The following is a 25,222-nucleotide window of genomic DNA, read 5'->3' as shown; positions in this document are numbered from 1 at the left end:
CAGAACTAATTTCTGCGTCCTCATCTCTTAATCTAATACTTTCACATTTACGGTTTTCACGCCCCAATTCAGCGCGTCTTTTTTATTTGGGATGAATACGTCTATTTTATTTCCGTTAATGGCGCTTCCGGTATCTTCTGCCGTCGCTTCGCCATAGCCTTCTACATATACTTTTGAACCGAGCGGAATGACGCTTGGATCAACCGCAATCACTTTCGCATCTTGATTGGCATTAAGGTCGACTCCCGTTTTCGTGATGCCCGAGATGCCGCCGTCATTTGCCGTATATGCTGTCGCCGTCACAGTCAATTCTTTTTTCGGCTTTTCTGTTTGTTCAGTTTGGACGGCTTCTTGCTTTGCGGGTGGTGTCACACCTGCAGCTTGTCCGTCTATTGCGATGGTTTCTCCGGCAAAAATCAGATCTGATTTGATGTTGTTCCGTTTTTTAAGATCATCGACAGCTACACCAAAGGTTTGGCCAATTTTTGAGAGCGTGTCTCCGGATTCGATGGTGTACTGCTTCTCATCAGATTTTTCTTCTTGAGAAGAAATGTTCAGCTTTTGACCTGGAATAATAAGGTCTGAAGAAAGCTGATTCCATTTTTTTAAGTCCTTTAGGTTCATCCCATGATCTTTGGAAATCCCCCAGAGCGTATCCCCTTTTTCCACTTCGATTTCTTTTGCTGAGGCATTCGCTCCGAATGCAGTCGCTGACAGAGCTGCGGCTGCAGCCAAGGACATGATTGTCTTCTTCATAAGTTAAATCCTCCCTTGTTAGCTCTTTTGAAACTAACAGGGAAAATCGTAACACAGCAAAATGTCACCTCAATGACAAATTGATATGAGTTTCGTTACAGTTTCTTTACTGAAAAAGTTTAATTTTATATAAAATTCGGTGTTTTCATTATTTTAAATATGTAGAAATAGGGTGATCGACTTGATCTTCGTCATGTGACTGTGTTTACTTTTGATTGATAGCCGGCAGCTCCAACTGATGTTTTTTTATTAAAAAAAGAGGGAAACGAATCTATAGGATATCCATTGAATCTTTTTGAACACTTCTGATGGTTCTCATTTTTGATGAGAAGCTGACGGCCGTCATTTTTCTCAAGAAACGAAAACTCGGCTTGCTTTTTCTTCGTCATATATAACAAAACAGGCGGAGGAAAAATTTTCTCGCAAACTTCTTGTAATATCACCGTAATTATTGTAACATTTGTAACATAAGAGATATATTGAAGGAGAGAAGAACATTGAAAAAGTTTATCGTTTGTTTGTTGACTGCTTTATTGATTTTACCGATCGGTACGACGATTGCTGCAAAAAAACAAACATCAGGGGATTTAACGAATCAACAGGTGATGACGATGACACTGCAGGCCCGTGAACATTTTTGGAATACAATGAGCGGCCATAATCCTAAGGCTAAAAACTCATCATGCCAGACAAAAACATTTGAACACCGCGGCATTCCATATACGTACATGTGCAGTGAATTCAGTACAAAGGCAAAATTAACGGATTACTTGACGCCGATTTTCACAACAGATGCAATTAAAAAAGGATTCGACAAATACAATATCATCGCCTATAAAGGCAAAATGGCCGTCCCTGTCGGTGATGGGGATAATCTCTTAGGATGGGAACAGGCAAAAATGAAACTGATCTCCAAAAAGGACAATGTAAGAACATACGAATTTGCTGTACCTGCATTAGACGGATCAGTCACTGCAAAAAGAAAAATCACGTTTGTTAAAGAAAATAACAAATGGAAAATTAATCAGCTTGATGCTGCATTCTAAAAAAAGCCAATGTCTAAAAACATTGGCTTTTTTTCTTGCAGGCTGTTAAACGGTCAGTTCGACAAGATTTCCGTCCGGATCCTGGATGACGCTTTCATAGTACCCGTCCCCTGTGACGCGCGGCTTCCCAACAACCTGAAAGCCTTCCTCTTCAAAACGGCGGGTCATGTCATCGACCTGCTGGCGGGAACCTAAAGAGAACGCCATGTGGGCATAGCCCTCTGCCGGCTCTTCTCCCGGCGCCAAGTCCGGTCGTCTCATCAGCTCCAGCCGCGTCCCTGACTGAAACTGAATGAAATATGATTCGAATTGCTTTTTCGGATTGATATATTTTTCACTTGCCGTCCCATGAAAATAGTGAGTGTAGAAGTCTTTCATTTCCTCTAATTGTTTCGTCCAAATTGCGATGTGTTCGATTTTCATTTTTCTTCACCCCCATCTGATATTACCATATATAACCTTGAACTTCCCCATGATTTTCTTACATCTTTTTAAATCTGTAAGTATTCATAAAGATACCAATGCAGACCATTAATGCGCCAAGCATGATGTTAAATGTTATCCGCTCATGCAATTGCAGCCAGCCAAATAAGAGGCCTAAGACAGGAACAAACATTAAAGCCATAGATGCTTTTGACGCTTCTATTTGATTGAGTATCCAAAACCAAATGACAAACGTAAAGGCCGTGGAGAATAAACCATTAAATAATAGAGATAAGACCGCTTCATTTGACCACTGAATCGAATGGGATGGTTCCAGAATGAGAGAAAAGATCAATAACATGATCGTCCCTATGATAAGCTGCCAAGCATTCATATGAATGATATCTATGTTTTTAAATTTCAGTTTGCTGAAAACATTGGCTATACCCCAGCTAAGCGCCGCCATAAGAACACACAGCTCTCCAAATATGACGTTTTTATCGACATTAAGAATCTCTGTTCCTAAAATAAACAAAAGGCCGATAAGGCCGGATAGTAAACCTATCATTTTGTAAACATTGATTTTCTCGTTTAATCTAAAATGACTGATAACAGTAACAAAAATCGGCATGGTGTACACCAAAACAGAGGTTTTTCCTGAATCGACAAATTGCATGCCATATGTTAACACTCCCATATAACCTAGACTCATCAATAGGCTCATGATCATATAATTTTTCAGATTCTCTTTTCCTATAGAACGCTTTTTTCCTTTTATAAAGAGAATCAAAAACAAAGGAGCCGCACCGATGAACAAGCGCAGTGCTGAAAATAAAATAGGGGGTATGTCATGGATTGCTATTTTCATCGTCACCCATGTATAACCCCAAATAAGGGTGACTGAAATGATCCCCAAAATAACTTTAAACATCTTTATGCCGCCTTTCTTTTAACTATTTCTGATTTTTATCATATGCTATCTTTATATATAACTGAAATACATCTTAATTATCGGAGGTATAACTTAATGGTTATGAATATGAATAACCTTCACATATTTGTAAAGGTCGCAGAGAAGTTGAATTTTACTGAAGCATCCAAAGAATTGTTTATATCTCAGCCTGCAGTAAGCAAAGCGGTTAAAAACCTGGAAAAGTCGTTAAATATTCAATTATTTATGAGACATAAACAAAATGGATTATGGCTAACCGAAGCGGGAAAGGACATTTTGGTCTTGGCCAGACAAATGATAAGTATCGAAAATAGAATATTTCAAGCGGCCTATCAGAAAAACAAGCTTCTAAGCGGGAAAGTGACGATCGGTTCGTTTCCGGCTGTATCAACGAATATTCTGCCCCAGGCAATCGCTTTATTCAGATCTAAATATCCATTGATTCAAATCGATTTAATCGAGGGAACGTCCGCCCAAGTAAAAGAATGGGTAGGGAATCGAACGGTGGACTTTGGAATCGCGGCATCTCCTTTTGAACCGTTTGAACATCAATTATTGTGCAGCGACTATATGGTAGCCGTCATTCCTGAAGCATATGATGATGAATTAAAAAAAGAAAAATATGTTGAACTGAAAAAATATCAAAATGACATTATTTTTTGTAAAGGCGGGCATGAAATCGCCATGTCAAAAACATTTCAGCAATACAATATTGAATTAAAAGAGAATTTAACAGTTCAAAATGCCGAAACGTTAATTAATATGGTCAAAAACAATCTGGGCATCGGCATTATTTCAAACTTTACCCTTTCATCTGTATCCCATCGTCTTGCCAAAAAGGACATCTTCCCCCGAATCACTCGCGATATCGGTATCATTACATATGCATTTGATGATGTGACACCGGCGGCACATGAGTTCATTCAAGTCTTGAGCCAATATCATGCTGGGGGTTTTCACAAAACAAAATCGCCTTAGAAAGCTAAGGCGATTTATAATATCCGAACCATTTATGAAGTTTGATCAATTATGAAAATTCGTACCGTCTGTCGTTTCTTTAATAATCCCGGCGCGGATGACGAAGTCGCCGAAATGTTCGCCTTCCTCGCGTTCTTTTGCATAGCGCGGAAGGATCGTGCGAAGTTCTCTTAAAATGTCTTCTTCCCCGATGTTTTCGCGGTACATTTTGCTTAGGCGGCTGCCGTCGAAAGCGGCGCCGAGGTACATGTTGTATTTTCCCGGCGCTTTGCCGATAAAGCCGATTTCACCGAGGGCATGGCGGGCGCAGCCGTTTGGGCATCCTGTCATGCGGATGGTAATCTCTTCATTCTGCAGCCCGTTTTCCTCAATGATTTCATCGATCTTGTCTATCAGAGTCGGCAAATACCGTTCCGCTTCAGCCATCGCCAGTCCGCACGTCGGCAGTGCGACACACGCGATTGAGCTGCGGCGGAGAGCCGTATAATGCTTGCCGTCAGTCAGACCGTACTGTTCGATCAGCTCACTGATCTTTTTCTTCTTTTGACTTGATACATTGGCGATGATCAAGTTTTGATTTGCAGTCAGACGGATATCGCCAGTGTGGACTTTAGCGATTTCACGCAAGCCGGTCATCAGCTTGTAGTCATCATAATCGGTGACACGGCCGCCTTCGATAAACATAGTAAAGTGCCATTTTCCGTTAACGCCTTTCACCCAGCCGTAGTGATCGCCGTTATGATCGAAATGATACGGCTTTGCTTCAGCAAGGCTCCAGCCGAGGCGGTTTTCCAGCTCGTTTTTGACCGTTTCCAAACCGAGGCGGTCAACGGTGTACTTGAAGCGGGCATTTTTGCGGACGGAACGGTTTCCGTAATCACGCTGAATCGTAATCGTTTTTTCGGCGATATCATACATTTGTTCAGGCTTGCAAAAGCCGATCACTTTGGCAAGCTGCGGATATGTCGCTTTGTCTCCGTGGGTCATGCCCATACCGCCGCCGATGGCCACGTTAAAACCGATGAGCTTGCCGTCTTCAACGATCGCGATAAAGCCAAGATCCTGTGAAAAAACGTCAATATCATTTGACGGAGGAACGGCAATTCCGATTTTGAATTTCCGCGGCAGATAAAGCGGTCCATACATTGGTTCGACTTCTTCCGTCTCGGGTGTGCCGGCGACTTTTTCTTCATCAAGCCAAATTTCGTGATACGCACGTGTACGCGGCAGCAAATCATCACTCAATTTTTTTGACCATTCATACACCTCGGCATGGATCTCGGATTGATATGGATTTGAGGCGCACATCACATTACGGTTGACGTCACCGCATGCCGCAATCGTATCCAAAAGAGCCGAATGGATTTTCTGGATCGTTTTTTTCATGTTCCATTTTAAAATGCCGTGCATTTGAAAGGTTTCCCTTGTCGTCAGCTTCAATGTCCCGTTGCCGTACTCGCGGGCAAGCTCATCCATGACAAGCCATTGCTCAGGCGTCGCCACACCGCCCGGCATCCGGACGCGCAGCATGAACTGATAGGCGGGCTCAAGCTTTTGTTTTTGGCGTTCATTGCGGAGGTCCCGGTCATCCTGCAAATAGCTGCCATGGTGTTTCATCAGCCGGTTGTCATCATCGGAAATTCCGGCGCTGATTGACTCAAGCATCGATTCCTTCAATGTGCCGCGCAAATAGTTGCTTTCTTCCTTAATGCGCTCTACATCGCTTGGAGGGCCTTCCGGTGCTTTTAATATTTCGTTCCCCATGTTGAAAAAACCCCTTTCAATCAAAATCAGTATACATCGCGCTGATAACGTTTTTGCTTTTTCATCTCGGCGAGATACGCTTCCGCTTCTTCGCGGCTCACGCCGCCTTCTTTTTCGATAATGTCGAGCAATGCGCTGTGAACGTCTTTAGCCATGTTGTTCTTATCGCCGCAAATGTAGAATACCGCCCCTTCTTGAAGCCATTCAAACAGTTCTTTGCTGTGTTCAAGCATGCGGTGCTGCACATATACTTTTTCTTCCGTATCGCGCGAAAATGCGACATCCATTTTCGTCAGCACTCCATCATTCAGCCACTTTTGCCATTCTGTCTGATATAAGAAATCGGTGACGAAATGCTGATCGCCGAAGAACATCCACGATTTTCCCGCCGCTCCGGATTCTTCGCGCTCCTGCATAAAGGAACGGAATGGTGCGACTCCTGTGCCAGGGCCAACCATGATGATCGGCGTATCCGGATGCTCAGGCAGCTTAAAGTTTTTGTTCGGCTGAATGAAAACCGGCAGTGTATCGCCAGGCTGTAGGCGTTCTGCACATAAAATCGAGCAGACCCCTTTTCGGTCTCTGCCGTGCGTATTGTAGCGGACCGCGCCGATCGTCAGATGGACTTCATCAGGATTCGCCGTTAAGCTGCTTGCGATCGAATATAAACGCGGCGGCATTTTCCGCAAAATCGAAACAAATGCCTGCGGAGTTGTGCTGATCGGTCCGAAATCGCGGACGAAATCAAGCAGATCACGGCCATCGATATACGCTTTTAATTTGTCTGCATGTTCTGATGCGGCAAGCTCGCGCAGCTTTTCATTTTCTAAAAGTTCAGCCGCCTGCTGAATAAATTTCTTCGTTAATATCGTAATCTCAAAGTAAGAAGTCAACGCTTCTTTGAGCGGGAGGCTTTCCCCCTGTTTGTCAACGGTGACGGTTTCATTTGGGGCCCATTTCAGTTCCTCAAAAAGCATGTCGACAAGTGCCGGGTCATTTTCCGGATAAATGCCGAGCGCGTCGCCGGGCTCATATGTGAGGCCTGACCCTTCAAGCAATAATTCAAGATGGCGTGTTTCTTTATTGGATCCGCGTCCGTTTAAATTCAAATTTTCCAGCACTTCGGCTCGAAACGGATTTTTTCTAGAGTAAACCGCTTCCCCTGCTTGAGGTGCCGCTGTCTGAGCAGGTGCTGTGCTTTCAGCTTGGCCCTTGGCTTCGCTTAAGCCGCCAAAGACGCCTTCAAGCCATTCTGCCGCCGGCTCATCATAGTCAAGATCACAATCAACACGCTGATAAAGCCTTGTGCCTCCGAGTTCGGCCAGCCGCTGATCGAATTCTTTGCCGGTCTGGCAGAAAAACTCGTATGAACTGTCTCCAAGCGCCAATACGGAAAAGCGGAGATCATCAAGCTTCGGAGCCCGTCTGCCATGAAGAAATTCGTGGAATGACAGCGCGTTGTCAGGCGGCTCGCCTTCCCCGTGTGTGCTAACGACAATCAACAGATTTTTCAGTTTTTTCAATTGATTTGGCTTAAAGTCGCTCATTGAAGAGACGGTGACTTGAAAACCGCGTCCTTCAAGAGATTTGCCCGCATTTTCCGCAATCCCCTGGGCATTGCCTGTCTGTGATCCGTACAGAATGGTCACTTCTTTTGAAACAGGCTGCGCTGTATTTGCGGCCGGGGCTTCAGCCGGAAGCGTTTCTAGCGCCGCCGCTGCATCGGTTGACTGTGAAGCCGCCAAATAACCGCTCAGCCAGGCTTTTTGTGATGCTGTCAAGGTTGGCAGAAGGCGGTTGAGGAGCTCTGCCTGCTCCTGATTAAAAGGACTGTTCATTACCTGAAGTTGCAACGATATCCACCTCACTAAGGAATAAAAAATGATGACTTTTTTGAAACGGAAAAGGATTACATCTATCATATATCCACTATTCCGATAAATCAAATCGGTTTTAATCACGCAAAATATTTGCGTTTGATAGAGGTTTTTACTTTTTAGAAGTACTGAAAGCGCTCAATCCTCACTTCCCTTTTGCCCAAATGTAGCGTCATCTTGCTTCAAACCTATATATTTCCTAAAAAAGATTCTAATTTAAAGTTTACTGGAATACTCAACATTAGTAAAATATATATTAATTATTACTGCTATTAAGATCTTTAATAATAAGGCGGGATTGTTTTGTATTATGATGCGCTAAAAACATTTGTCACTCTTGCGGAAGTTAAAAACTTTACAAAAACGGCAGAGCTTCTCCTGATGTCACAGCCAAGCGTTAGCATGCACATCAAAAATCTGGAAAAAGAATTCCAGACGAAATTATTTGAGCGCTCTCCGAAATATTTAAAAATCACCCCGACAGGTGAAATTTTATATGACCGTGCCAAACAAATGATTACGATTTATGAACAAACAAGACAGGACATTCTTGATCACCACAATTCCATCAAAGGCGAACTGAAAATCGGTGCAAGTTTTACGATCGGAGAGTATATACTGCCGGCGCTGCTTTTTGATCTGCAAAAAGAATATCCGGAGCTTGAGCTTCAGGCCGTCATCGGAAATACGGAAGAAATCGTACAGTCTGTCCGCCTGTACAAAGTGGATATCGGCTTAATTGAGGGGCAGACCAATGAAAAGGAGCTTTCGGTTCACCCCTTTATACAGGACGAATTATTCATCGCTGCTTCAAGCGACCATCCGCTTGCCGGGAGAAAAGAAGTCGAAATGGCCGACCTCCAAAACCAAACATGGGTGACGAGGGAAGTCGGATCAGGGACGCGCGAATACCTGAACCATGTGATCCGTTCAAACGGTTTAAAAGTAAAGTCGTTTCTTACGATAAGCAGCAATCAAGGAATCAAAGAAACGCTGATGACAGGCATCGGGCTTTCTCTCTTGTCGCAAAGCGTCATCGAAAGAGATGTACAGCACGGCAACCTTTCAGTCATCCGGCTGAAAAATCAAACCTTTAACAGGACGCTTTCATATATTTACTCTCCCATCATGCAGGATAAGAAAAATGTTAAGACATTTATCAATGCACTGAATAAACGAACAAACCCGAAATGATTATTGTACGGAACTGACAATTCCTGCCTCTTCACATTAATATCTTTTTTGGTTTGTACATTATGTGAATGATGGACATCATCAATTGACTGGCGCCACAACACCCCATATCCTGGAATTATCAAACAGAAAAGGGATGATCTTATGAAGTTGTTAACGAAAGGTTTAGTTGCTTCATTTTTATTCACCGGCATTTTCGCAATTTCAGGTAACCCGCTGCAGGCACAAGCCCAGGAATTTCCTAAAGCGGCAAATCATTCTGTTCAAGCATCTGTTCAAGGGATTTTCGCCCCGCAGGCCGTCGTCATCAACAGGCCGATGAGGGTGGGACAGGAAGATCAATATGTTGGCATTACGAACGTGTCTTACAGCGGCAGCGCCATTACGGTCAGAATCACCTCAGACCGCGTATATGTAAAAGCCGTCAGACCTGGAAAGGCAATCTTTTCTTACCGGAATACCCTAGGCGAGATGATTATTAATAATATTACGGTTAACCGGTAGCATAGAAGTCCGCGGAAGGCGATATCTTCCGCGGATATTTTAAACTTCTGCTTCCTCTTGATAAACACCGCAGCCGCAATATATCCTCAGGCAGACAATGTAGTCTTCCACACATAAATCGAGCAGGGAAACGGCAACTGATGTCGAATTTATGCCTATAGGCAGTGTTTCGTATGAACAGATTTGGTGACGCTTTCATGTTAACGGTATAAGATCTATTGAAAAAACAGGAGGACGGCATGGCTTCAATGAAAGATTATATCAATTTGGTGAAACCCGGCATTATCATATCCAACTCGATCGCTGCATTCGGCGGGTTTTGGATCGCCTATATTAGTTCAGAAAGAATATTAACAGGGGCCGCATTTTTTGTTACCATGGTCTCGGCGCTGGCCGGAACGGCGCTTGTCATGGCTGCAGGGACCGTGTACAACAATTACTTTGACAGGCATATAGATGCAAAAATGGAGCGCACGAAGAGCCGTGCATCTGCCGCGGGAAGAATGTCCCCCCGCTCGATCTTGACATGGGGCACCTTGTTGGGAGCCGCAGGACTCGCGATATTATTGACGGTGAACATTTTGACAGCCCTTCTCGGATTTGCCGCTTTTATTTTGTATGCGGTGATCTATACGGTTTGGTTTAAAAGGTCTTCGGTATGGAGCACTTTTGTCGGAAGTTTTCCTGGAGCAGCGCCGCCGATCATGGGGTACTGCGCCGCTGCGGGACATGTTGATATGACTGCTCTCGTTTTATATGCCATTATGTTTTTATGGCAGCCGCCGCACTTTTGGGCGATCGGTATTACCCGCAAGGAAGAATACCGTGCCGCAGGAGTGCCCCTTTTGCCGGTTGTTAAAGGGAATCATTTGACGAAATTGAGCATGATCAGATACATCATTCTCCTTGTGCCTGTCACACTTTTATTATACTTTTATGTCGGCCTTGACCATCTGAGCCCGCTCTATTTTATTTCCGCATTAATCCTCGGTTTTATCTGGATTTATAAAAGCTGCCAAGGCTTTAAAACAGATCATGACATCAAATGGTCTAAAGGCATGTTTGCGTATTCACTTCTTTATTTTTGTCTGCTGTTTTCCGTCATGATTGTAGACACTTTTATAATGGCGTTTATCATCAAAGGATAATAATGCTCCCTGCAGCGGGAGCCTTTCTTGCCGCATTATCGCGACTGGTTGATCCATACTCGCATTTCACCTGGCTCACGGTTGCACCATGCATAATAAGGAACGGCTTTGATGTCTGCAGGACTTGTTTGGATCTCAGCCATCCGATACAGGCTTCCTCCCCAATCTTTCTCGTCGATTCGTTCCGCTTTTCCTGAAATAACGACGACCCTCTCAAGCAAACCCTCGTCATACTCCGCTTTCAGCTCTGCCTTCCTAGGCAATAAAATATTTTGCAATTGCCCGCCGTTATCGGCTTCTTCTAAGCAATACACAAGCGGTCCGCGCTGAAGCGCCGCCTTTCCGACATTATGGCGGACCAGCGGATTTGCTTTGATTTGTTCGATCGTCATTTGAATCGATAATTCAATTTTGTCCTGATCTTCCCATGTACGTGTGATATACACATACCCATTTTTCATAATGGGAAAATGGTCAACAACTTCGCCATTCACCTTTAAAACAGCATGTCTCGACCATCCCGGAATGCGGAGAGCTACCGTGAATTCATGCGCTTTTTCAGGAGATACCGTCATTGTGACGTCGCCATCCCACGGATAGTTCGTCTCTTGGGCAAGATGCACCCTGCACCCGGCAAGCTGCACATTTGTTTCATGCCCCATATATAAGTGGACAAACAGCTCTCTTTCTTTTTGAGAATAAATGTAATGACCGATGGACGAAATAAGTCTGGCGAGGTTTGGCGGACAGCATGCACAGCCGAACCACGTTTGTCTCACCGCTTTGACATGCTTTTGGTCATTCCGTTTTTCACATGCCTCAGGCTGCACCTCCAGCGGATTGACATAAAAGAATTTTTTCCCGTCCAAATCCATCCCGCTGATCGTTCCGTTGTATAAAGCTTTTTCCATGACATCTGCATATTTATGATCAGCTGTCAGTTCCAGCATTTGTTTTGCCCAGAACACCAAGCCGATCGATGCACATGTTTCTGTGTAAGAAACATCGTTTGGCAGGTCATATTGAAATGAAAACGCCTCTCCGAATGCCATGGAACCGATTCCGCCCGTTATATACATTTGTTTTTGTGTGACATTTTCCCATAATGCTTCACATGCCTTTTTTAAGGTTTCATCATTTGTCTTTGCTGCGAGATCAGCCATGGCTGTATACATATACACAGCACGCACGGCATGGCCGACGGCCTCTTTTTGATCTCGTACCGGCAGATGGGCTTGATGATAGGCATAGCCATCATGAAAAAAGAACGGTGAAGATTCCTGCCTCTTCTTCTTCTCGATGTCAAAAAAATGCGGCTGTTTTCCGCGCTCATCGATAAAATATCGACTCAAGTTTAAATATTTATCATTTCCTGTCACATCGTATAATTTAAGAAGCGCAAGCTCGATCTCCTGATGGCCATCATAGCCCTTCAGCTTCCCTTCTTCAGGACCGAAAACAGTGTCAATGTAATCGGCATATTTAGACATCAAATCTAAAAACGCTCTTTTTCCGGTTGCTTGATAATAAGCAACTGCCGCTTCAATCAAGTGGCCTGCACAATAGAGTTCATGGTTGTCGCGAAGGTTCGTCCAGCGCTGATTCGGTTCTTTCAGCATATAATACGTATTTAAATAGCCATCTTCGCCTTGCGCTTTTTGCAGCAGTGCAATGACTTCATCAGCTGTTTTTTCCAATTCGGGATTTGGATGATGCTCCAAGCTGTAAGCGGCCGCTTCCAGCCATTTGGCGACATCACTGTCCTGAAACACCATGCCGTGATATTCTCCCTCTGCTTCACCTGCCGCGATTCTGAAATTTTCAATCGCATGACTCGGTTCTGCATCCTCAAGACGATCGTTCAATGCGGCCCATTGGTAGGGAATCACGTGATCATGGATCACCTCTAACCGCTTGCTCCAAAACCTGTCCGTGATCTTTACCTTTTGATAGCCTTTTTGCTGAATTGTCATCTCGATTCCTCCCTTTTCTACGATCAAGGATGTTCACACGATCCCCTCTATTCTTTTAACCCTGACAGTGTGACGCCGCGGATGAAGAAATCCTGCGCCAACAAAAATATGACGATCACCGGCAGCAAGCTTAAGACCGTCCCGGCCATTAACACAGGCCAATCGGTCGAGTACATCCCCTGCATCGCCGCCAATCCTAAAGGAAGGGTCATCTTTTCCAAGGAATTGATAAACACCAGCGGTCCGAGGAAGTCATTCCACACCCCCATGAAAATAAATACGCCCAATGTCGCCAGCGCCGGCTTTGACAACGGCAGAAAGATCCGCCAATAGATGCCGAAAGGGGTGCAGCCGTCAATTCTTGCTGCATCTTCAAGCGCCTTTGGAATGGCCAAAAAGAATTGACGCAGCAGGAATGTGCCGAATGCGGACACAATCCCGGGCAAAATTAATGCCGCATGTGTATCTACCAATCCATAAAACTTCATTAAAATAAAGTTGGGAATCATAGTCACTTGTCCGGGCACCATCATGGTTGCTAAATACAGCCCAAATAGCAGATCTCTATATTTAAATGTCAGCCGCGCAAACACATACCCGGCTAATGAGCTTGTGATCAATTGTGCGGCGACAACGATCAGCGTCACTTTTAAACTATTGAAGAAAAACTGTCCAAACGGAAAGCGGTCGGAAATCCTCAAGTAATTCTCCCATTGAAGCTTCTCGCCAAACAGTGTGGGCGGGAAAACAAACACTTCTCCCACGTCTTTAAAGGAAGTGCTGATCATCCATATAAACGGAAAAATCATGGTCAGCGCTCCGAGGGAAAGCAGCAGATGGGCAAAGAGACGGCGGGCATGCGGCTTTTTCATAGCCATTGACCTCTCCTTTTAATAGAATGAATGATTTTTTTGCCGCCAAAATTGGACCAAAGTGATCAGCGCAATGACAAAGAACAGGACGTAAGACATGGCGCTGGCATAGCCCATACGGAAAAATTGGAAAGCATTTTCATAAATATAATGCACCATGACTGATGTGGATCTGGCAGGTCCGCCTTGTGTCATAAGGTAAACCGAATCGAATACTTGAAATGAATTGATAACCGCCATTACGGTGACGAAGAAGGTCGTCGGTGAAAGAAGCGGAACGGTAATGCGCCAAAACTTTTGAAGCCAATTGGCTCCATCCATTTCGGCCGCTTCATAATAGTGTTCGGGAATACCTTGCAGTCCTGCCAGAAAGATGAGCATGTTGAAGCCCAATCCTTTCCAGATGCTCGTCAAAATCACAGCCGGCATGGCCCAAGTCGTACTCGTCAGCCAGTTTGGCCCTGAAATCCCTATCAAGCTTAATAAAAAGTTCAGCAGGCCGTATTCCGGATTGTAGATCCACTGCCAAATCACTGCGACAGCGACCATCGAGGAAACGACAGGCAGAAAGTAAGCGGCTCGGTAAAACTTCATCCCCCTCAATCCCTGGTTTAAAGCAATCGCCAGCGAAAGTGACAATGCGATGCCGATCGGGACTGATACGGCCGTAAAATACAGCGTATTCCAAAACACTTTGATGAACGTTTCATCACTGAACAAGTCCATATAATTTTGCAGTCCGACGAATTGAATCGGCTGCAGAAGATCCCATTTTGTGAAGCTGAGAAAAAAGGAAGCGACGACCGGCCAACATGTAAATACAGCGAATCCGGCAAGGTTTGGAAGCAGCATGATGAACGCCCAAGTACTGTCCTTGGAAAACAGCCTTGTCAAACGGCTTTCCCGAGGCTTCAGATGCGGCGGCGGCCCGTGCTTTAAGCCGGCGGCACGCTGATTTTCAAAGCCAGCTTTTCCCTCAAGTCTGCTCATCGTTTTATCACCCCCGTTCTCACGATTTTGCCAGTTCTTCTGCTGTGCGCCGGTCGATATTTTCTGTCACCTCATCCACTGGCTTTCCGTCATAATAAAACTGGTCTAATTCTTCGGTGATAATGGAACCGACTTTATTATTTGAAACCATGGCATTCGGGTATGGTTTGGCATCTCTAAAAAAGGCCGCCATTTCCTTAAAACCTTCCGGGTGTACATCAGGGTTATACCATTTTTTCATCCCTTCCGGTGTATAAAGCGACTGTCTGTTCGGCATCCATAATCCTTCTCTTACTAAATCGAGCTGATATTCTTCCGAAGATAAGAAAGAGATAAGCTTCCACGCTTCTTCGGGATGCTTTGTTTTCCCTGAAGCGGCATGCAAATGTGCCTGCCCGTGAGTGAACGGCTCTTTAAACTTCGGCAGCGGAGCGACACCGACAGGAAATCCCATACTCGACAGTTCTTGAAGCGCCCAAGATCCCTCTGCAAGCATCGCAACCTTCCCTGTCTGCAGCATTTGCGACGGCCTCATCCCAATCTTCTCTAAAACGCTTGCTTCAGGAGCGGCTCCGTCCTTTTCCCGCAAGTCGAGAACGGATTGCAATACTTCTTGAATCTCCCGAGTTTGATAAGCCGCGGTTTTAAAATCATCAGCAAACGGGCTGCCCCCATTTGAGAAATACTCCGCCATTGTCATGTAGTTGTTTTCAAATCCAAAAGCGCCGTATTGCTCGGTTTTACCGCCATTTTTGACGGTAAGCTTTTGAGCTGCATCGACAAACTCTGCCCATGTCCATGCATCATCTGGATTGTTCGGCGGCAGGGGGACGCCAGCTTTTTTAAACAAGTCCTTGTTGTAGAATAAAACCGGAGAAACTGTACAGCTGCTTACGCCAGCAATCGTTCCATCGATATCCATAATCTGTGCCGATGAGGGGATAAAATCTTGCAGCGAATATTCCTTGTGAAAATAGCCGGTTAAATCCAACAGCACGTTTTTCTTTTGAAATGCACGATAATCTTCCGAACCTAAGAAGAAGACGTCAGGGGCTGCATCCCCAGCCAGCATCGTTAATAGCTTTGAACTGTACTGGGCGTTTGAAATCGGTGTGTATTCGACTTTGATAGTCTGATTTTTCTCCATGAATGCTTTTAAACCTTTTCTTACAGATTCCGTTTCCAAGGGGCTTGCTTCCCATCCCATCAGCTTCAGCGTGACAGCCTTGCCATCTGCTTCAGGTGTATGGGACGATTGACTGCAGGCAGTTAACATGAGTGAAACAATGAAGAAGAATGCCGTTAAGACATGAAGCTTTCTCATCAATTCACACTCCTTTTTTTGTTGGTTATTGCCTTTTCTCCCCGTTGACAACGCTTACATTATGCCCTTCCCCCTCCTTTCCCGCTGTTTATCCAATAAATTCGAGCCGCTGATCGAATTTAAAAGATTCCGGTTTAAACGTTTAACTTCAACATATGCTGCCGCCTAAATCTTCATCGATTTAGGTGTGCAGACAGATTCTCTTTCAATCAATTCACAAGTCAGCTTGCCGCCAGTTTTTGAAGAGCCGCTGATCAAATCTTGAATCGCTTGAATCGATAAAAAGCCCATTTCCTGCAAAGGCAGGCTCATCGTCGTCAGTTTAGGTGAAGAATATTCGCTGAATTCACGGTTATCAAATCCAATAATTGAAATATCAGCCGGAACATTGAATCCTAAATCATTGCATGCTTTGATGGCCCCTAATGCCATTTGATCATTCATCGCCAGTATGGCGGTTGGAATATTGTCATGCTGCAGCAGGTCTTTCGCCAGCGTATAGCCGGAATCAAAGTACCAGTCTCCTGATTTGATATATCCCGGATAAAAGGCGAGCTGGTGCTCCTTGATGGATTGGTAGTAGCCCGAATATCTTGAATGCGCTGACTTTGAGTCAATATGACCGCTGATGAGCGCTATTCTTTCGTGCCCCTTTGAAATCAAATAATTGGTCGCTTCATATGCCGCCAGCTGATCATCATATATAATCGAGTGTTGATGAGGAGTCGTTGTGTAGCAATAAACAAAAACAATCGGGATGTCAACATCCGGAATAATCGCGGTCACGTCTCTCGGATGCAAGCCGATATAAATGATGCCGTCCACCTGTTTGCTGATCAATTCGTCCATAATCTTCTTCACTAAAGGCCTGCATTTTTCGGGATCTGTCGGATGATTTCCAACCAGTTTTTCTAATCGCATATTTGTTAAAATAATCGATAAGCCGAACTTTTCCGCGTTTTCGTTTATTCCATCAATAATCTTTGGGGCATTGAATACGGTGACATCTTCAACAATGACACCAACCGTATTTGTTTTCTGCATTTTTAAGCTTTTTGCGATATGATTAGGGCGGTAATTTAATTCTTTTACGACTTCCCATACTCTTTTTTTCGTTTCTTCGCTGATATTGCCGTTTTCATTTAAAACGTAAGAAACGGTTGCAACTGAAACATTTGCTTTTTCCGCTATCTCCTTCATCGTTACCATCAGTATCACCGCATTTAATCGTTTAAGTTAGATTCATAATACCGCGCTGTTCATCGCGATTTCCAGAAAATTTTTTCGACAAAAAATAGAAGGAGTGGTTATTTTTCAGAGGGTAAACATTCCGATTTTGGTCTTTATAAACGTTGAAGGTCAATGTAAAATGGCCAAAAATGAATGAAGAGGTTTTCTATGAAAATTTTCAAAGATATTGTCGTTGGATTTGCGATTTGCGATTTGCGATTTGCGATTTGCGATTTGCGATTTGCCATTTCCTTTTCTTGATTCTCTTGTATTTAAATCTTTACCGTCGCGGCGCTTTTCACGAAGGGCTCGACACCATTCCATACGCCTTCATCCTATTTTCTTTTATTCCGGTTTTAGCTTTAATTGAATATTTTGCGTTTCTTTGGATGTTAAAAAAGTTAAATGTCTCTTTTTTAACTGCACTCCTCGTCGGAGTAGCCAATGGGGCTGTTCTATACCTTCACTCCAACGAAATGTTTATGGGCGGTATTGCAGGAGTGAGCGCTTTTTTCATGGGCCTGGCTCTTCGCTGGAATGAATCCAGGCGCAAGACGATCGAATAGCGGATGAAAGCCGTGATCTTGAAACGTGCTTGAACCCGATTCACTCCTTTGTCAGTGAAATCGAGCGAATCGGGTTCAATACCGGCGATTATCTTTTATCAGGCTTCAATTATTGATTTCTTCGTGCTGCTTTTATCACTTTGCGAACGGACAGTTCTTCTAATTCTTCAAGGTACGGCCATTGGTTTCCGGCATGGCAATGAACCAATAGAAGTGTATATAAAAGGCTCTTTTTGCTGCCCGATTGCTTTGAAAACAAATCGGTGTTTTTCATAGCGAATCTTATTTTATATCAATCTGCTTTATGATTCTTGCAGGATTCCCGCCGACAAAGCACGTCTTTTGTCACAACCGCTCCGAAAGCAATCACCGCTTTGTCGCCGCTCGTTACACCCGGATTAATAATGGCCCTTCCGCCAATCCATACAGGCCGGTGGCTACCTACTCCGCTTATTCTTTCAGCAGGATCCAGCGGATGTACTGCCGTATAAATATGGACGCCAGGCCCAATCAACCAGTTGTCGCCTATTCTGATCTCACAGGCATCCAGAAACACACAGTCAAACTACTTTAGGAAATGCAAGTGTGATGTACTAGACTATTGACTCTATCCTAATAACTTGTACCAAGTAAATTGCTGCATATTAAAACATCAAACTAAAAAAACATTGAAACTATTCTTCTCTCATATAGTTATCATAGAAGGTCACTTAAGAAAAAATATTCTTAAATCATCTACCTATTTTTTTGCTTCAATTTTTGCTCCATGCGGAAGAATTAAAAATCGAATTCCACCCACTAATCCGTTTGCAATAATAAAAAAAACAGTGGTGAGCAAAAATTTTCATCACTGCACTTTTATGTATTTAAATAAATTAAAACCACTTTCAAATTAAAGGTTTTGCAACTAGTGTATTTTTTGAATCCCAAAATCTGCGTAGATTTCTATTAATGACCACTATTGTATGAGATTGCCACCTTAAGCATTATATTGTATTTATAATGGAGGGGCTTTTTCTGTTCCATAGCTTTTTTTAACTTTTCCTTCCCAAATTTGGACAGACCTAAAAATAAAAAATGAAACTAAGGGGGTTGGGAGAGCTACTATCAAAAACAGAAAATTTTCATCTATAATCTCTGATATCATTCCTGCTAAAGCATATCCTAAAGGCATTAAAGAGCTGTTCACAGCAAAAAACGCCCCCAGAGATCTTCCTCGATCACTTCCTTCGGTAACTCTTTGTAAGAAACCTTCAAGGTAAATATTTACGATTCCGCTTATAGCCCCTGTGATTACAAATAGAGTTAAACCAATAAAAACATTTTTAATCCATCCTAAAGGGGCAAGTAATAAACCAAAAATTATCATTAATGCTGGGGCTACAATTTTTAAATGTTCTTGCTTTGCTAAAAAAGACAGAGTTATTGCTGCTAAAAGTGTTCCCATTCCCCATATTGATTGAAATACCCCGCCAACCCATTCTTTGTCTTTAATCAATAAAGAAGTCCAAATGGCTATATAAATCGGAAAACCGCTAAATAAAAGCTGCTGTATACTTGTACCGTACAATAGATTTCTTAAAGGTTTATTATTAAAAAGGTTTATGAAACCAGTGAATAATTCTTTTCTGCTAAATGTTACCTCCTTTTGGCTGCCTCGCCTATCTTTAATAAAGAATTCCAAAAAGATCGAGATGAAGGTTAAGCAGCCACATAAAAACCATACATAACCAAATGGAAGAAAAGTGAACAAAATACCAGTTAGAATTGGAACTATTACTTGTGTAACTTGATTCAATACTTCTTGAAATGCTACACCTTTCTCAATTAAGTCTTTTTCAACAGTATCAGAGATAAGCGATCTGGAAGCTGGTTGAATGGCAGCCAAACCGATTGAAATTAATGCTCGGGCAAAAAACAATAGAAGTACAGATGTAAAATTAAAGATCGCTAAAAGTCCTATTATAAAGAACAAAACAGAAATCATCATATCGGAGAAAGCAATTATCCTTCCCCGATGGAACCTGTCTGCTAACCACCCCGTTATTGGGGAAAGCGCTATTGATATGCCCATGCCAAGCCCAATAATTAGGCTGCCACTTAAAGCGCTGTCTGTTTCATTTAAGGACCACCAAATCAAAGAATAATAAAAAAGTGTAGAACTTAATAAAGATAAAAAAGTTCCTGACCATAACTTAAAAAAATCGCCTTTAAATATCCATGAATTCTTCAAATGTTTTCCCCCACTTCAAGAATAGAGACTATCTATCGATAGTCTCTTAAGTAATTTTAATTGGCTATAGTTTTTGCTTCTTCAGGGAAAAGCATTTTAATTACATCAGAGGTCTCATGTGTATATTTAGATTGTTGAATTACTGTCATATTATGCTGAAGAGCAGCAATGATTAACTCTCTTGCCGAATTAGAAACAGAGTTATACAGTGAGTTAAAATCATTGTTTTCCAGAGCTTCAACGGCCTTTTCTTCCGCATTAACATATGTTAAATGATCAATGCACTGAATTACATTTTGAATCCCACGGACTCTGATTCTAAAGACTTCTTCTATTTCTTTCTCATCATACATCATTTCTTCATACTTTGTTTCTAATTTTTTCGTGTTGTGAGGATGCATTTCGAGTTCTCTGTGTTGAACTTCGACCAGAAGGTCTCTTGCATGTTTTAATTTTTTAAATCCTTCTTTAATCGCAGCAATCGCCTTCACCTTGTCTCCAGCAAAATAATATTCTCCAACTCTATCAAACTCGATGGTCCCAAGATAGACCTCTACGAGTGATTCCTGTGTTCTAACCGCTAAAGCTTCAGCTTTTGACTTCAATCCAGGAACCTTAGAATTTCTACAATAATTCGCCACTACACCCATATATTTTTCCTCCCTTGAGATAATTTTACATATAAAAGGTTATTTTTTCAATTATTTTTTAAAAATTCAAAACAATTAACATTAATCACATTATCACGTGGTGAAAATTAGGATTCGAAATGTTTACTGTATGAAATTAAATAATCAGAAAACTGATATCTAAGTTCATATCAATTTAGAACCTGCCGATACATTGAATAAGAAGCGCATTGCAAATTGGATTCCCCGTCTGAATAAAGGACATTTGAAATGACAGCCTCTATACCCACTTCCAACAAATATTTTGTAGTAACTGGAAGTGAATAAAGAATATGATCCATTCAATGATCAGACAGAGTCACACATGACTACTATTCTAAAAAGCATTGATTGTATTTTAATGATCTCGTTGATCATTTTTTTGTTCTGAAATGTCTTCTCGATATCGAAAATAAAAAGCGGCCATTTCTCATTTTGATTCTCTTTTTCATCAGTATATATTTTGTTGTCATGTTTTAGAGATCTTGGAGAATTTGTTTACAACTGTGTCCTAGAGATCAAGAGAAAAGCTGCAGACAGTGTTTCAATGGTCATTAACCATTTTGCGGGATGACGCAAAGATTATTTTTTCAATCAAATTGATTTCTGTTATGTTAAAATGATGTAAATATTATTCTGAATTTTTTAAGAAAGAGGGGAGTCCTCATGAGCAAGGTTGCTTCAGAAATCGTTGCCGGCATATTAAATGAACTTCATCTCGCCATCAAAAAACAGGAGGCAGATCAGGCGACTAAGCTCTTTCATCAAGCGAAGTCAATGTTTGATGGGATGGAGGAAAATCAGAATGTACTATTGTATTTTTCTCTGCTTGAAGAAAGATACAAAATGATGCTGTACGATATTAAAGGAGAAAGATTGCCGTACCGTTCGCGCTTTAACGATGACAGCCTGGAATACGCCAGGCAAACTGATCATATGATCGATTTTTATTTCTACTTTTTTGAAGCCATGTATGAGTCGTATAACAAAAATTTTGAGCGTGCCATCAGTCTATATAAAGTAGCAGAGAAGAAGCTGTCCAAAATACCGGATGAAATTGAAGCAGCTGAATTTTACTCAAAAGTGGCCTCTTTATATATGTCATTGCGGCAAAGCGTTGTTTCTCTCAACTACATAAACCAAGCCATTAACATTTATAAAGGGCATAAAGGCTATGAGAAAAAACTGGCCATTTCAATGGTTGTCATGGCAACAAACTATATGCATATGGGGCGCTATAATGATGCGGAAGCTTATTATGACCGCGCGATCAGCATATCAAAAGAGCTGAACGACCATTTTCTTGAAGTGATGCTGTATCATAATGTAAGCATTGTCTATTCTGTTGCCGACAGACCCCATGATTGTATAAATGCCCTGAAAAAGCCTTTGTCAAATGAAAGCTGGTGCTCTTCAGGCTACTTGATCAACTCGATCTATATGATAACGAGAGAGCTTTTCAAGATCGGAAAAAACGACGAGGCTCATATCTATTACCAAAAGGGCCTAAAAGAATTAAAGCGAAGAGAAAATAAAATATATGAGGCAAAGCTGAATATCGTATATGAACTTTATTCCAAAAACACATCGGAAAGCATTGACAACTGCCGATCATATCTTCATTATTTAATTGAGAGGAATGATTTGGATGGAGCAATTGAACTTTCTCTCATTATATCCAAACATTATGAAGAAAATGAAGATTACCAGGAGGCCTTAGAATTTGCAAAAAAAGCGATTCAGGCTGAGAACAAAATGAAACGTTTGGAGGGAATTTAATGAAAAAATTAGTTCTTTGCATGACAATCATGGCGTTCGTACTAGGCGGCTTATCGGTATCCGGCAGCAGTCAGGCCAATCAGTCTCATATTCACGAGACAGCAGAATTGCCTGTTGGTACGTAAAAAAGCAATCATAAAAGGTACAGGCCCCTCTCAGGTGAGAGGGGGTTTTTGTTGGCTTTTGTACAGAATATTGTTCCTTATTTATCTTTTGTATAGTATCTTTATAGGTGGATAATTGATGCATGAGACTAGATACATATGACGGATTAATTGAAAATAAAGAAAAGAGGATGGGTGTTAGTCATTGGTTATTTTGCAGCCTACTTTATCAAGCAGCCGATTTTAAGAACCGGACGTAGTTTCTTTTCATCTATAGTGTTAAATACTCTATAAGAGACTTTAAAATTGGATTTGGATATTAGGCTATACATTCACATCATTTACGATTGCTCATGAGCCTTCTTTTGCAATTCAGATTATTTTTATATTATTACCTGACTTCTTCTTTCAAAGAAAGATTCAACCAAAATTCCGGATGTATATTTGTATATTTTATACCCTACAGGATTGATTTATTATAATAATCTGCAGGACTTATTTTTTGCACCTTCCCAACTTCCCCTCTGCCGCTTTATTACATATGAGTGATTTAGTGCTTAATCTCATCTTGTGAAATTAACTGAGTTTCTCTGTAATCGTAAAATGTTTCACTAATTCTCTCTTCTCTACAGCGGCATTCTCTCGTTAAACAAGTTCCATAGAAAAAGCTACAAAAGAGTTCAAAAAAACAGTTGACGAAATGATGTAATCCGCATATAATAGAACTTGTCAGTAAGACAAATACCCAGTGTTACATATCATGATTCCGTAGCTCAGCTGGGAGAGCGCTACCTTGACAGGGTAGAGGTCGCTGGTTCGAGCCCAGTCGGAATCATACCGACAAACCCTTGTATATCAAGGGTTTGTTTTTTTATGCTTAGCTTTGACAACAACTGGATGAATCGAATTATTGGCAAACTCCTTTTTCAAAGACAGACGGACTTTAAGACGGCTGTCTTTTTGTCTTAAAAAGCGTACAATATTCCGAATAGGACAGGTAAGGCGATTTCGGGTAAATTCATTTGCAGGCTTGCTCATCATAGGGTAAGTAAAAGCTATTTCGCCGGTTCTGGTCATTAATAGAGAATGATGCCCTTTAAGACGGCTCTTCATTTCATGTTCAAAGTATTTCATAATGTCGGTAAGCGTGAGATGCGTCGGAACAAAAAAAGGTGAGCAAATTATTTTTTCTATCATTGATTATAACAACAGGTCGAAATAACCATCATAATCATTAAACGGTTGAACAACAAAATTACCTTTGACCGATTGCAATCTTCTGACAGCCATTTTCTTGGTTGTCAGTTTTATTTTGGGACTAGAAAACAAGTCCAATGTCCGATTTAGGGATCATAAACGCCTGCTAAAATAAGGTGCGGAATGTAAGGAAATTCTATTTACTCAAAGAGGAGGGCCGAGTTTTTATAACAAACGCGAAAATTGAAAGGAGAACGACTGTGTCTAAGTCTATCTTATCCGCTTTTATTTTATTATTTCTGCTTATTTTTTCGGCAGCTGAACCAACATCAGCGGCTTTTTGGAATACCAAAGGGGACAATACCATTCATGATCCTTCCATGATCAAAGAAGGAAATACATGGTATACATTTGGAACGGGCGTTGGCAACGGCATCCGTGTCATCAAATCTACAGACGGAAAAACTTGGAGTGCGTCGCCAAGCATTTTTTCAACTCCATTATCATGGTGGGAAAAATATGTACCGAAACATGAAAAAAATCAATGGGCGCCTGATGTCAGCTATTATAATGGACGGTACTGGCTTTATTACGCGGTATCGTCGTTCGGCTCGAATACTTCGGTGATCGGGTTGGCTTCAACAGACCGAATCTCTTCCGGGAAGTGGCGCGATGACGGGCTAGTCATCAGGACGACGACTTCCAGCAATTATAATGCGCTTGACCCGGATATGGTCGTTGATAAAGAAGGAAATCCATGGCTTTCCTTCGGCTCATTTTGGAGCGGCATCAAGCTTACAAGGCTTGATAAAAACACAATGAAACCTACAGGGAAGCTTTATTCCATCGCTTCAAGGCCGAGCAATGGCGGAGCGCTTGAAGCACCGTCTATTACTTACAAAAACGGCTACTATTATTTATTCGTTTCATTCGATAAATGCTGTCAAGGTGTGAACAGCACGTACAAGATCGCTTACGGCCGCTCAACAAAAATTACGGGACCTTACTATGACAAAAGCGGCAAGAAAATGACGGAAGGCGGAGGCACAATCCTCGACTCCGGAAACGACCAATGGAAGGGCCCAGGCGGCGCAGATATCGTGAACGGCAACATCATCGTCAGACATGGTTATGATGCGCTTGACAATGGGGCGCCTAAACTGCTGATCAATGATTTAAACTGGGATTCCAAAGGTTGGCCGAAGTATTAGTTCTAAACCGGGCAGATATTTTCTGCTTGGTTTTTAACATCTAAAAAGAGCTTCATCCCGTCTCGGACTGTCCCTCCATTACATTTCACCACTCCGCTTTTCACCGGGTTTGCGTTGTATGAAAAAAAGAGGAAGACATTAAAGATCTCCCTCTTTTTTCTAACTGTTTGTGAATATCCTTATTGTTTTGTCTTTGACTGCCAAATTTATATTCCACCTAGGACTAATCATCAATTCTCCAGTATTTGAAACACTTATAATCGCATGTATCTCATCTGCTTGATCATTCAGCAATACGATTTTGTTTTGCTGCTGGTCTATTGTGATATCAATATTTTCTTGTATCTCTAAGTACCAATCTTGGAACTTCATTCCATCACTCTCCTTTATAATCGCTGCCTTTCCAAAACTGCTTAGCTAGATGATCTTTTTC

Annotated in this window: 23 protein-coding genes, 1 tRNA gene and 1 pseudogene; 9 read left to right on the top strand and 16 right to left on the bottom strand. The window is 42.1% G+C overall.

What is annotated here, in order from left to right:
• Positions 1-27: 27 nt before the first annotated feature.
• Positions 28-756, bottom strand: coding sequence for a LysM peptidoglycan-binding and 3D domain-containing protein (locus RBH91_RS07120; protein WP_148955943.1), 729 nt, complete (start codon positions 754-756; stop codon positions 28-30).
• A gap of 497 nt (positions 757-1,253) precedes the next feature.
• Here RBH91_RS07120 and RBH91_RS07115 point away from each other — a divergent pair, with 497 nt between their 5' ends.
• Positions 1,254-1,802 carry a DL-endopeptidase inhibitor IseA gene (locus RBH91_RS07115; RefSeq protein WP_307893954.1) on the top strand — a complete coding sequence of 183 codons (549 nt, stop codon included), beginning with the start codon at positions 1,254-1,256 and terminating at the stop codon, positions 1,800-1,802.
• Between the two features lie 45 nt (positions 1,803-1,847).
• Here the strand turns inward: RBH91_RS07115 and RBH91_RS07110 are convergent, their stop codons facing one another.
• Together RBH91_RS07110 and RBH91_RS07105 are read right to left on the bottom strand one after the other, a co-directional pair.
• Positions 1,848-2,225 carry a VOC family protein gene (locus RBH91_RS07110; RefSeq protein WP_307893953.1) on the bottom strand — a complete coding sequence of 126 codons (378 nt, stop codon included), beginning with the start codon at positions 2,223-2,225 and terminating at the stop codon, positions 1,848-1,850.
• Between the two features lie 58 nt (positions 2,226-2,283).
• Entirely contained in the window at positions 2,284-3,156 is an 873-nt protein-coding gene (locus RBH91_RS07105; RefSeq protein ID WP_307893952.1) for a DMT family transporter, read from the bottom strand.
• Positions 3,157-3,252: 96 nt separating this feature from the next.
• Between RBH91_RS07105 and RBH91_RS07100 the strand changes: the two genes are divergently transcribed.
• Positions 3,253-4,155 (top strand): LysR family transcriptional regulator, encoded by a 903-nt coding sequence (locus tag RBH91_RS07100; protein ID WP_076762247.1) that lies wholly within the window; start codon positions 3,253-3,255, stop codon positions 4,153-4,155.
• Between the two features lie 45 nt (positions 4,156-4,200).
• Here RBH91_RS07100 and cysI read toward each other — a convergent pair whose 3' ends face one another.
• Entirely contained in the window at positions 4,201-5,919 is a 1,719-nt protein-coding gene (gene cysI, locus RBH91_RS07095; protein ID WP_307893951.1) for an assimilatory sulfite reductase (NADPH) hemoprotein subunit, read from the bottom strand.
• 26 nt (positions 5,920-5,945) lie between these two features.
• Positions 5,946-7,772, bottom strand: a complete 1,827-nt coding sequence (locus tag RBH91_RS07090) for an assimilatory sulfite reductase (NADPH) flavoprotein subunit (RefSeq protein WP_307893950.1) — start codon at positions 7,770-7,772, stop codon at positions 5,946-5,948.
• A gap of 327 nt (positions 7,773-8,099) precedes the next feature.
• Between RBH91_RS07090 and RBH91_RS07085 the strand changes: the two genes are divergently transcribed.
• The 3 genes from RBH91_RS07085 (at position 8,100) to cyoE (ending at position 10,642) form a co-directional block, all read left to right on the top strand.
• Positions 8,100-8,990 (top strand): LysR family transcriptional regulator, encoded by an 891-nt coding sequence (locus RBH91_RS07085; protein ID WP_307893949.1) that lies wholly within the window; start codon positions 8,100-8,102, stop codon positions 8,988-8,990.
• 144 nt (positions 8,991-9,134) lie between these two features.
• Complete coding sequence (locus RBH91_RS07080) at positions 9,135-9,494, top strand: hypothetical protein (protein ID WP_307893948.1); 360 nt, start codon at positions 9,135-9,137, stop codon at positions 9,492-9,494.
• 239 nt (positions 9,495-9,733) lie between these two features.
• Positions 9,734-10,642: a heme o synthase gene (gene cyoE / locus RBH91_RS07075; RefSeq protein ID WP_307893947.1), complete on the top strand. Its 909-nt coding sequence runs from the start codon at positions 9,734-9,736 to the stop codon at positions 10,640-10,642.
• 35 nt (positions 10,643-10,677) lie between these two features.
• Here cyoE and RBH91_RS07070 read toward each other — a convergent pair whose 3' ends face one another.
• From RBH91_RS07070 to RBH91_RS07030, 9 genes and pseudogenes are all read right to left on the bottom strand, one after another.
• Positions 10,678-12,615 (bottom strand): glycoside hydrolase family 127 protein, encoded by a 1,938-nt coding sequence (locus RBH91_RS07070; protein WP_307893946.1) that lies wholly within the window; start codon positions 12,613-12,615, stop codon positions 10,678-10,680.
• A 47-nt stretch (positions 12,616-12,662) separates the two neighbouring features.
• Positions 12,663-13,493: a carbohydrate ABC transporter permease gene (locus RBH91_RS07065; RefSeq protein WP_239693666.1), complete on the bottom strand. Its 831-nt coding sequence runs from the start codon at positions 13,491-13,493 to the stop codon at positions 12,663-12,665.
• Positions 13,494-13,505: 12 nt separating this feature from the next.
• The gene (locus RBH91_RS07060) at positions 13,506-14,339 is read right to left on the bottom strand and encodes a carbohydrate ABC transporter permease (RefSeq protein ID WP_307894691.1); all 834 of its coding nucleotides are present in this window, start codon (positions 14,337-14,339) and stop codon (positions 13,506-13,508) included.
• A gap of 157 nt (positions 14,340-14,496) precedes the next feature.
• Entirely contained in the window at positions 14,497-15,801 is a 1,305-nt protein-coding gene (locus RBH91_RS07055) for an ABC transporter substrate-binding protein (protein ID WP_307893945.1), read from the bottom strand.
• A 165-nt stretch (positions 15,802-15,966) separates the two neighbouring features.
• Positions 15,967-17,010 (bottom strand): LacI family DNA-binding transcriptional regulator, encoded by a 1,044-nt coding sequence (locus RBH91_RS07050; protein ID WP_307893944.1) that lies wholly within the window; start codon positions 17,008-17,010, stop codon positions 15,967-15,969.
• 696 nt (positions 17,011-17,706) lie between these two features.
• On the bottom strand, positions 17,707-17,871 hold the full coding sequence (locus RBH91_RS07045) for a hypothetical protein (protein ID WP_307893943.1): 165 nt from the start codon (positions 17,869-17,871) through the stop codon (positions 17,707-17,709).
• An 8-nt stretch (positions 17,872-17,879) separates the two neighbouring features.
• Positions 17,880-18,162, bottom strand: a pseudogene (locus RBH91_RS07040) (acetyltransferase); the annotation flags it as partial.
• Positions 18,163-18,594: 432 nt separating this feature from the next.
• Positions 18,595-19,830: an MFS transporter gene (locus RBH91_RS07035; protein ID WP_307893942.1), complete on the bottom strand. Its 1,236-nt coding sequence runs from the start codon at positions 19,828-19,830 to the stop codon at positions 18,595-18,597.
• Between the two features lie 56 nt (positions 19,831-19,886).
• A complete protein-coding gene (locus RBH91_RS07030; RefSeq protein WP_239693665.1) occupies positions 19,887-20,480 on the bottom strand; it encodes a hypothetical protein in 594 nt (197 codons plus the stop codon).
• Positions 20,481-21,164: 684 nt separating this feature from the next.
• Here RBH91_RS07030 and RBH91_RS07025 point away from each other — a divergent pair.
• The 3 genes from RBH91_RS07025 (at position 21,165) to RBH91_RS07015 (ending at position 23,216) form a co-directional block, all read left to right on the top strand.
• A complete protein-coding gene (locus RBH91_RS07025; RefSeq protein WP_307893941.1) occupies positions 21,165-22,277 on the top strand; it encodes a Rap family tetratricopeptide repeat protein in 1,113 nt (370 codons plus the stop codon).
• Entirely contained in the window at positions 22,277-22,402 is a 126-nt protein-coding gene (locus RBH91_RS07020) for a PhrK family phosphatase-inhibitory pheromone (RefSeq protein ID WP_095999807.1), read from the top strand. The genes RBH91_RS07025 and RBH91_RS07020 overlap by 1 nt, the downstream gene beginning before the upstream one ends.
• A 741-nt stretch (positions 22,403-23,143) precedes the next feature.
• Positions 23,144-23,216: transfer RNA gene (locus RBH91_RS07015), tRNA-Val, on the top strand.
• 20 nt (positions 23,217-23,236) lie between these two features.
• Here RBH91_RS07015 and RBH91_RS07010 read toward each other — a convergent pair.
• The gene (locus RBH91_RS07010) at positions 23,237-23,578 is read right to left on the bottom strand and encodes a hypothetical protein (protein WP_307893940.1); all 342 of its coding nucleotides are present in this window, start codon (positions 23,576-23,578) and stop codon (positions 23,237-23,239) included.
• A 260-nt stretch (positions 23,579-23,838) separates the two neighbouring features.
• Between RBH91_RS07010 and RBH91_RS07005 the strand changes: the two genes are divergently transcribed.
• A complete protein-coding gene (locus RBH91_RS07005; RefSeq protein ID WP_404802482.1) occupies positions 23,839-24,789 on the top strand; it encodes an arabinan endo-1,5-alpha-L-arabinosidase AbnA in 951 nt (316 codons plus the stop codon).
• A gap of 159 nt (positions 24,790-24,948) precedes the next feature.
• On the opposite strand, the gene RBH91_RS07000 is transcribed toward RBH91_RS07005, so the two are convergent.
• Positions 24,949-25,161 (bottom strand): hypothetical protein, encoded by a 213-nt coding sequence (locus tag RBH91_RS07000; RefSeq protein ID WP_307893939.1) that lies wholly within the window; start codon positions 25,159-25,161, stop codon positions 24,949-24,951.
• Between the last annotated feature and the right edge of the window lie 61 nt (positions 25,162-25,222).

This window comes from Bacillus swezeyi (assembly GCF_030908325.1).
GTDB classification, from domain to species: Bacteria; Bacillota; Bacilli; order Bacillales; family Bacillaceae; genus Bacillus; species Bacillus swezeyi.
This window is presented reverse-complemented; position numbering and strand designations above follow the sequence as displayed.

Bases quoted from the DNA above. Each gene is read 5' to 3' on its own strand.
- RBH91_RS07105 (WP_307893952.1), bottom strand. From the start codon at position 3,156: ATGTTTAAAGTTATTTTGGGGATCATTTCAGTCACCCTTATTTGGGGT.
- RBH91_RS07025 (WP_307893941.1), top strand. From the start codon at position 21,165: ATGAGCAAGGTTGCTTCAGAAATCGTTGCCGGCATATTAAATGAACTT.
- RBH91_RS07045 (WP_307893943.1), bottom strand. From the start codon at position 17,871: ATGAAAAACACCGATTTGTTTTCAAAGCAATCGGGCAGCAAAAAGAGC.
- RBH91_RS07050 (WP_307893944.1), bottom strand. From the start codon at position 17,010: ATGGTAACGATGAAGGAGATAGCGGAAAAAGCAAATGTTTCAGTTGCA.
- RBH91_RS07110 (WP_307893953.1), bottom strand. From the start codon at position 2,225: ATGAAAATCGAACACATCGCAATTTGGACGAAACAATTAGAGGAAATG.
- RBH91_RS07055 (WP_307893945.1), bottom strand. From the start codon at position 15,801: ATGAGAAAGCTTCATGTCTTAACGGCATTCTTCTTCATTGTTTCACTC.
- RBH91_RS07010 (WP_307893940.1), bottom strand. From the start codon at position 23,578: ATGATAGAAAAAATAATTTGCTCACCTTTTTTTGTTCCGACGCATCTC.
- RBH91_RS07120 (WP_148955943.1), bottom strand. From the start codon at position 756: ATGAAGAAGACAATCATGTCCTTGGCTGCAGCCGCAGCTCTGTCAGCG.
- RBH91_RS07020 (WP_095999807.1), top strand. From the start codon at position 22,277: ATGAAAAAATTAGTTCTTTGCATGACAATCATGGCGTTCGTACTAGGC.
- RBH91_RS07000 (WP_307893939.1), bottom strand. From the start codon at position 25,161: ATGAAGTTCCAAGATTGGTACTTAGAGATACAAGAAAATATTGATATC.
- RBH91_RS07030 (WP_239693665.1), bottom strand. From the start codon at position 20,480: ATGGGTGTAGTGGCGAATTATTGTAGAAATTCTAAGGTTCCTGGATTG.
- RBH91_RS07100 (WP_076762247.1), top strand. From the start codon at position 3,253: ATGGTTATGAATATGAATAACCTTCACATATTTGTAAAGGTCGCAGAG.
- RBH91_RS07070 (WP_307893946.1), bottom strand. From the start codon at position 12,615: ATGACAATTCAGCAAAAAGGCTATCAAAAGGTAAAGATCACGGACAGG.
- RBH91_RS07065 (WP_239693666.1), bottom strand. From the start codon at position 13,493: ATGGCTATGAAAAAGCCGCATGCCCGCCGTCTCTTTGCCCATCTGCTG.
- RBH91_RS07060 (WP_307894691.1), bottom strand. From the start codon at position 14,339: ATGCTGCTTCCAAACCTTGCCGGATTCGCTGTATTTACATGTTGGCCG.
- cysI (WP_307893951.1), bottom strand. From the start codon at position 5,919: ATGGGGAACGAAATATTAAAAGCACCGGAAGGCCCTCCAAGCGATGTA.
- cyoE (WP_307893947.1), top strand. From the start codon at position 9,734: ATGGCTTCAATGAAAGATTATATCAATTTGGTGAAACCCGGCATTATC.
- RBH91_RS07080 (WP_307893948.1), top strand. From the start codon at position 9,135: ATGAAGTTGTTAACGAAAGGTTTAGTTGCTTCATTTTTATTCACCGGC.